Annotated in this window: 7 protein-coding genes; 2 read left to right on the top strand and 5 right to left on the bottom strand. The window is 33.8% G+C overall.

Annotated features, from left to right (window positions below; genetic code table 11):
- Positions 1-196: 196 nt before the first annotated feature.
- Together merR and merA are read left to right on the top strand one after the other, a co-directional pair.
- Complete coding sequence (merR, locus tag ABU914_RS13080; RefSeq protein ID WP_062351096.1) at positions 197-595, top strand: mercury resistance transcriptional regulator MerR; 399 nt, start codon at positions 197-199, stop codon at positions 593-595.
- A 41-nt stretch (positions 596-636) separates the two neighbouring features.
- Entirely contained in the window at positions 637-2,283 is a 1,647-nt protein-coding gene (gene merA / locus ABU914_RS13075) for a mercury(II) reductase (protein WP_062351100.1), read from the top strand.
- Positions 2,284-2,625: 342 nt separating this feature from the next.
- Here the strand turns inward: merA and ABU914_RS13070 are convergent, their stop codons facing one another.
- The 5 genes from ABU914_RS13070 to ABU914_RS13050 form a co-directional block, all read right to left on the bottom strand.
- Complete coding sequence (locus ABU914_RS13070) at positions 2,626-2,955, bottom strand: four-helix bundle copper-binding protein (protein WP_062351103.1); 330 nt, start codon at positions 2,953-2,955, stop codon at positions 2,626-2,628.
- 335 nt (positions 2,956-3,290) lie between these two features.
- The gene (locus ABU914_RS13065) at positions 3,291-3,818 is read right to left on the bottom strand and encodes a CueP family metal-binding protein (protein ID WP_062351106.1); all 528 of its coding nucleotides are present in this window, start codon (positions 3,816-3,818) and stop codon (positions 3,291-3,293) included.
- Between the two features lie 163 nt (positions 3,819-3,981).
- Positions 3,982-4,686: a cytochrome c biogenesis CcdA family protein gene (locus tag ABU914_RS13060; protein WP_379670155.1), complete on the bottom strand. Its 705-nt coding sequence runs from the start codon at positions 4,684-4,686 to the stop codon at positions 3,982-3,984.
- A 33-nt stretch (positions 4,687-4,719) separates the two neighbouring features.
- Positions 4,720-5,295 carry a thiol-disulfide oxidoreductase ResA gene (resA, locus tag ABU914_RS13055; RefSeq protein WP_040047918.1) on the bottom strand — a complete coding sequence of 192 codons (576 nt, stop codon included), beginning with the start codon at positions 5,293-5,295 and terminating at the stop codon, positions 4,720-4,722.
- Positions 5,296-5,491: 196 nt separating this feature from the next.
- The gene (locus ABU914_RS13050) at positions 5,492-7,663 is read right to left on the bottom strand and encodes a copper-translocating P-type ATPase (RefSeq protein WP_062351109.1); all 2,172 of its coding nucleotides are present in this window, start codon (positions 7,661-7,663) and stop codon (positions 5,492-5,494) included.
- Between the last annotated feature and the right edge of the window lie 148 nt (positions 7,664-7,811).

Genomic DNA, 7,811 nt, shown 5'->3' with positions numbered 1-7,811 from the left:
CAGGTTTTCCTTTTTTGGCTCTGACGAGAGAATGATAATAAATAGAATTTTCTGATCTTATTTATGCAACACTAGTGAGAGTTTGTAAATATATTACTTACTTAAACGGGCAGAATACTTGAAGAAGAGAAACCTAATATTATACTTGACCGTGTACTAAGGTACACGGTTTATTATATTTATAGAGGTGAATAATTTGAGTTACCAAATTAGTGTATTTGCAGAGAAATGTGGTGTAAATAAAGAAACAATAAGATATTACGAAAAAAAATCATTACTAAGAGAACCTTCCCGAACCAATGCAGGTTATAGGATCTATTCGGATGATGATATTAAGCGGGTAAAATTTATCAAAAGACTGCAAGACTTGGGATTTTCATTGAGTGAAATTTATAAATTACTTGGTGTTGTCGATAATGATGAAATTCGTTGCAAAAATATATTTGAATTTGTATCAAAAAAGGAAATAGAAATTCAAGAACAAATTGCAGACTTAAAGCGTATTGGGTCAATGTTAAAGGACTTAAAGAGTCGATGTCCAGATCAAAAAGCATTATATCAATGTCCTATTATTGAATCATTAATTTTTGATTGAAAATACTGTTGAATCTAAAGATGGTAGTGGAGGGATAAATAATGAAAAAATATCAGGTTAAAATCAATGGAATGACTTGTACAGGATGTGAACAACAAATTGATACTGCATTAAATGGAATAGGTGCTAAAAATATCGAAACCATTTTTCAGCGTGGCGAATCGGTTTTTGAATTACCAGATGATATTAATGCTGAAAGTGTAAGACAGGCAATTAAGCAAGCTAATTATCAACCAGAAGAAATAGAAGAAATTTCATTGCTGGACTTGAAAAGCTTTGAGTTACACAACAAAGATGATTATGATTTACTAATTATCGGTTCAGGTGGGGCTGCCTTTTCTGCCGCCATTAAATCAATAGAATATGGTGCAAAAGTGGGAATAATTGAACGCGAAATAGTTGGAGGAACTTGTGTAAATATTGGCTGCGTTCCATCAAAAACACTTCTAAGAGCAGGGGAAATCAATCATTTCGCAAAAGAAAATCCGTTCACAGGTTTACAAACATCTGCAGGGGAAGTCGATTTATCCTCTTTGGTGAACCAAAAGGATGAATTAGTTAGCAAACTTCGTAATCAAAAATATATAGATTTAATTGATGAATATGGCATTAATTTAATAAAAGGTGAAGCTAAGTTTTTTGATGAAAATACAGTTGAGGTAAATGGGAGGAAACTTTCTGCAAAACGATTTTTAATTGCAACAGGTGCTTCGCCATCTATACCAACGATTTCAGGACTTGAAGAAGTGAATTATCTAACAAGTACAACACTACTCGAATTAAAAAAGATGCCTAAACGATTAACGGTTATTGGTTCAGGCTATATCGGATTGGAACTTGGGCAACTGTTTCATAATTTAGGTTCAGAAGTAACGCTTATACAGAGAAGTGAGCGTCTTTTAAAAGAATATGATCCAGAGATTTCAGAAGCCGTAGAAAAAGTATTGACAGAACAAGGTATAAACCTTGTAACAGGAGCAACTTATGAACGTATAGAACAAGTTGGTGAGGTGAAAAAGGTTTATGTAACGGTGAATGGCAAAGATAATGTCGTAGAATCCGATCAATTACTTATTGCAACTGGAAGAAAACCAAATACGGACACTTTAAATCTAAGTGCAGCAGGGGTTAAAGTCGGAAAAAGAAACGAAATCCTGATAAATGATTATGCTAGAACTAGTAACGAAAAGATTTATGCAGCAGGAGATGTAACATTAGGGCCGCAATTTGTGTATGTAGCAGCCTATGAAGGTGGAGTTGTTGCTGATAATGCGATTGGTGGGTTAAATAAAAGATTAGATTTATCAGTTGTTCCTACTGTCACGTTTATAAAACCTTCCATTGCAACAGTTGGTTTAACAGAAGAACAAGCAAAAGAACAGGGCTATGATGTAAAAACATCTCTATTATCTTTAGATGCCGTTCCAAGAGCATTAGTAAACCATGAAACGACAGGTGTATTTAAGATTGTTGCTGATGCTAAAACATTAAAAGTTCTCGGAGTTCATATTGTATCTGAAAATGCAGGTGATGTGATTTATGCAGCTTCTCTAGTAGTTAAGTTTGGTTTAACTGTGGAGGATTTAAAAGATAGTCTTGCACCATATTTAACAATGGCAGAAGGATTAAGACTAACTGCTCTTACATTTGATAAAGATGTGGCGAAATTATCTTGTTGTGCAGGATAAATGCGATAAATATACTTAAACTATGGTGCTTTAGTTGAAGAAGACAATTGAAAACGGAAGTTAAAATACGGAAGGGTGATTAATCTATTTAGTAGAATAATCGTCCTTTTCTTGTACGAAAACAGCATGTTATTAGCAAGTAAAATAACAAAGGATGTAGCGTGAATTTGATTATTAGACGGTTGCTAATTTACATACCAATTTCGATGTTAAATTCGTATTGATAACCTCCCTATCCTTGTTATAACAATAGAGAAGCCAAATAATTGCTATTAGCTTCTCTATTTTTATTTTTCTTTTCCTAAACTGACCTTGCTAGACCTAATTTTGCCGTTTTTATTTTTAAGATGCCATTGTTCGGCAAATCTCTGCACATTTAAAACAAGATTCCGCACATTCCTTGCAATGATTAGCATGGTTATGTTGTTCACACATTTTTCCACATGCTTCGCAAATGTCAGCACAAAGCTTACAAATCTGCTTAGCAAAAGGGCTATCCGATTGCATTGCTTTTGCTGCTAATGCGCAAATGTCAGCACATTCCCTATTATAGCGGATGCAATCCGCCATCATTTTTACATTCTCTTCTTTTAAACAAGCATCATAACACCCATTACAAGCTTCCATACATTCTAAACAAGCTTTAATACATTCTTCATAAGACACGGCCATCTGAAAATCCTCCTTTGATTCAAGATTAAGTACAAATTTTACTATCCCCCTTGATATAATTTTTTATCCAACAAGGGTGCTTCAATCATAGTGTGAATTTTATTTTCTGTATTATTTGATTATCAGGTATTAATCTATAACTTAGTTCGTTTACAGTCAGTAGTAATAAGGATAAAAGGGAGCCAAAGAAAGAATCCTAAATAGTAAAATTTAGCAAAAAAGAATCGAGTGCTTTATCTAAAAACACTCGATTCTAATGAAAATATTATAAAACCATATAATTTTTCCAAATAATCTTTATTCTATTTTTTAAATAGTATCACGAGGTAATAATACTAGATTAATTGCATTGTTGTTATACAAGTATTGTCACCTTCAAAAGTGGAAATCTCAGATTCAGCTGTTTTTCCATCATATTGAATCTTCACGTTATATGTTTTGTCACGTGGCAACCAAAAGTCAATGAATCCATTTTCGAATGATGTCATAGTTTCATCAACAACCACATTACCATCTTCATCTTGAATATAAACATCAAATTCTTTTTCCACTAATTCTCCTTGGCAACCTGTTAAGCTGTGATTAGTACAAGGGTGTGTTGTCTCAACAAATGGTGCGATGGAAACAAAAAATTCATCTTCGGGAAGATCGTAGGTAGTCTCTTTACCATCACTATCAGTTACAATCAGCTCTTCTGAAGTAATAGAAGCAGACACATCACCAGAATCCCCGACACTGTATTCTTGGACCATTTTCTTGATATCTTGTGGTTCTTTTTCATTTGATGCACTTTCGCTTTCACTACAAGCAGCAACTATTAAAATAAGTAATAATCCAATTACTGCCAATAATCCTTTTTTCATATATTGTTCGACTCCTCTTTCATCTAATTTGTTAAATCTTAATATATACTACCATGTAAAACAAACGATATTCTACATTGTAACAAAATCTACAAGACAAATTATAATGTTCAAATATGCATTATTCGTGCAGATGTAATAGATAAATTATGGAAAATATATTTTAAAATCCATAAAAACCAAACCATCCAGCTAAGAAGGAAGTTAATTTCGTCAACCAATCAAAGAATAGTGCTACTCCCATGAAAATCATAATGTATCCACCAATTTTAATTAATTTTAGGCTATGTTTTTTAATCCATTTAATTTTACCAATAAACAATGCTAATAATAGAAATGGGATCGAAAAACCTAAAACATAACTAATCATCATAATCATACCAACATCAGGATTTGTTGCAGCTAATGATAACACAATAGCTAGTATTGGACCGGTACAAGGAGTCCATCCCAAAGAGAATGCCATTCCTATGATGAAAGAACCAACATAACCGCCGGGACGATTTTTGAATGTGATTTTTTTATTCTTCATTAGAAATTTAAAATTAAAAATTCCAACAATCACTAGTCCAAAGAAAATAATTAAAATAGCACCAATTTGTCTAATGGCATCTTGGTAGGTTAATAGGAATTCCGATATATAAGAGGTGGTAAAACCAATTATAATAAAAATGCTTGAGAACCCTAGTAAAAATAGAACGGTATGTAAAAGAGCTTTTTTATTCATTTTTTTATTTTCTTCATTTATCTCACTTACGCTCATTCCGGTAATATAAGATAAAAATGCCGGATATAGTGGTAATACACACGGTGAAATAAAAGAAAGGAAACCAGCACCAAAAGCTAGAAATATATTTATTTCATTCAAAAATTTTATCCCCCTTTATTAGAAAATTGCGGTCTATTGTTTTGGTAATATTTCTTTAAAGTAACTCTCCAAACTTTCTAATGATAAGGCCCCATTTACAATCCTTTGAATTTCCCCATCCGGATTAATGAATATGGAACTTGGAATTGGTCCTATTTTGTATAAATCCCTGACTTCTCCTGTTTTATCATGGGGAATTGGAAAGGTTAGATCATATTTATCAATAAATCGATCTACAACCAATTCTGTATTATCCAAACTAACTGCAATGATTTCAATTCCTTTTTCTTTATATACGGGATAAAGCTCTTGCATGTAAGGCATTTCTTCTTCACACGGTTTACACCAAGTACCCCAAAAGTTCAGCATAATACCTTGCCCTTTAAAATCACTTAGTCGTATAGTTTCTAATTCATTATTTTTATTAATTTGCTTTAATTCAAAGTCAGGTGCTTCATCTCCGACTTGATAAATGGTTTTATCCGCTTGTATATTAGACACTAATGCAAATATAATAGCTCCAACCATTACAATTAATATAGAAGTTCTAAAAATTAATCTGTTTTTCCTTTTATTTTTCTTCTTCTTTTTCGTTTCCTCCAAACTCATAAGTATGTATCACTCCTTATAGGAAATATAGTATAACGGTGGTATTATCTAAAGACACTCTCTGTTAGATTACGTTACAAGTTTGCAGAAATTAAGCAGATTCTTTGTACTATTTATGAACAGAATTTACCTACAGAAAAATAAAAGGCTAAGCAATACCATACATGCTTAGCCAAACATAAACTATTTGTTTCTATTAATCGATTTTTAATAATTGAGCGTTTATTGCACAAATAATAGTACTGAGTGACATAACTGCGGCTCCGACGGCAGGGGTTATGACAAACCCAACATTGTACAATACACCTGCAGCTAAAGGAATAGCAACAATGTTATACCCAGCAGCCCATCCTAAATTTTGAACCATTTTCCTGCGACTTGCCTTAGACAATTTAATGATATTTAAAATGTCTACTGGATTACTGTTAACTAGTATGACATCAGCTGTTTCAATCGCAACGTCTGTACCTGCACCAATAGCAATTCCCAAATCAGCTTCCGCTAAGGCGGGGGCATCATTAATTCCATCTCCAATCATCGCCACTTTTTTTCCATTTTGTTTTAAATACTTCACATTATTTGATTTCTCATGGGGAAGTACTTCAGCGATGACTTTGGAAATACCTAATTTTTCTCCTACATAATTTGCTACACGTGTGTTGTCACCAGTCATCATAACCGTCTCTATGCCACGGTCATTTAATTCTTTAATAACTTTATAAGAAGATTCACGGATGATATCAGCTAGGGCTATCATTCCTTGTAAGACATTATCTTTAAGAACAAATACGACTGTTTTCCCTTGTAAAGCCAGTTGGTCATAAATTTTTTCATCAAAAGAAATTTTATTTGCTTTCATAGCACCGGGACTAATAACAGCAATTTCTGCATCACCGATTTTAGCTACTAACCCTTTCCCAGTTAAATTCTGATAATCCTTAACATCAAGGGGGGTTAAATTACGATCATTTCCTTCTTTCACAATTCCTTTAGCAATTGGATGGTCTGATTGTGTTTCAACAGAATAGGCTAATTTCAATAATTCTTCTTCACTAATTCCCTCACTTGGATGGATATCTGTAACACCAAAATTACCTTCCGTAAGTGTTCCTGTTTTGTCAAACACCACGCGGTCCAATTTAAATGCACTTTCAAATGCTACTCTATTTCGAATTAACAAGCCGTTTTTAGCTGCAATGGAAGTAGATCTAGTTGTTACTAGTGGTGTTGCCAAACCAAGTGCATGTGGACAAGCAATAATTAAAACGGTAACCATTCGTTCCAAAGCAAAATCTAAATCCCCGTTAGTCCACCAAACTGCAAAGGTTATAATCCCTACTACAAGAGCAACATAGAATAACCATTTAGCAGCAATATCCGCAAAGCCTTGGGCCTTTGATTTTGATTTTTCTGCATCGCTTACCAATTTAATAACTTGGGATAGGTAGGTGTCATTTCCTGTTTTACTTACCTTAACTTTTAATACACCATCACCATTGACGGAACCACCTATCGCTTCCATTCCGGGTCCTTTTTCAACAGGGACAGATTCTCCTGTAAGCATAGACTCATCGACGGTAGATTCTCCTTCGTAAATTTCACCATCAATTGGAATCTTTTCACCCGATTTAACTAAAATCAGGTCACCCGGTTGTAAATCTTCGACTGTTACCTCAACAATATTTCCGGATTTGTCCAGTTTATGGGCTTCTTTTGGCATTAACTTGATTAGCTCTTCCAGTGCCTTTGAAGCACCCATCAGGGATTTCATTTCTATCCAATGTCCTAACAACATAATTACAATAAGAGTAGCTAATTCAAAGAAGAAGTCGCTGCCTTCGATAAAGAATGCTGTCAGTGTGCTATATACATAAGCGGCGATGATAGCTAAAGAAATTAACATCATCATTGCAGGCGATTTCTCTTTTAACTCATCCCATGCACCAAGTAAAAATGGTTTTCCACCATAGAAAAAGACAATCGTGGAAAGCAAGAAAAGTAAAAGGGTATCACCTGTGAAATTTACTTCATATCCAATCAGCATTTGAATCATTGGAGACAAGTATAAAATAGGAATTGATAAAACTAGGGATATCCAAAAACGTTTCTTAAAATCTTCTACCATATGTTCGTGATGTCCGCCGTGTCCACCATGTCCACCATGATGCCCACTATGTCCATGACTGTGGTCGTGATTTTTGTGTTCTTCATGTCCATGTTTGTGATGACCATGCATATCTTCATGTTCATGATTGTGATGTTGATGACTGCGATGTTCTTGTTTCTCATGTTGTTTGTGATTATGATGGTCATGTTCTCTATGCCTATTGTGGTTGTGTTGATTCTCTTCATTTCCATTGTTATTCATTATTACTCCTCCTTTGGTATGGATATTTAGATGAATTTCCTATTATTTTCTGTATTATTCATCCTTCTATCCATACTATATCATACTATACCCCTGTACAGTATTGAATAAGGCTATGATTTTATGTAAAAGATTTGTGTCAAAACAA

The sequence above is a fragment of the Pueribacillus sp. YX66 genome, from assembly GCF_041725775.1.
GTDB lineage: Bacteria > Bacillota > Bacilli > Bacillales > UBA6769 > Pueribacillus.
The sequence above is the reverse complement of the archived record's forward strand: the minus strand, read 5'-3'. Positions and strand labels throughout refer to the sequence as shown.

Coding starts and splice junctions, on each gene's coding strand:
- ABU914_RS13065 (WP_062351106.1), bottom strand. CDS start 3,818: ATGAAAAAAGGATTATTGGCAGTAATTGGATTATTACTTATTTTAATA.
- ABU914_RS13070 (WP_062351103.1), bottom strand. CDS start 2,955: ATGGCCGTGTCTTATGAAGAATGTATTAAAGCTTGTTTAGAATGTATG.
- ABU914_RS13050 (WP_062351109.1), bottom strand. CDS start 7,663: ATGAATAACAATGGAAATGAAGAGAATCAACACAACCACAATAGGCAT.
- merA (WP_062351100.1), top strand. CDS start 637: ATGAAAAAATATCAGGTTAAAATCAATGGAATGACTTGTACAGGATGT.
- resA (WP_040047918.1), bottom strand. CDS start 5,295: ATGAGTTTGGAGGAAACGAAAAAGAAGAAGAAAAATAAAAGGAAAAAC.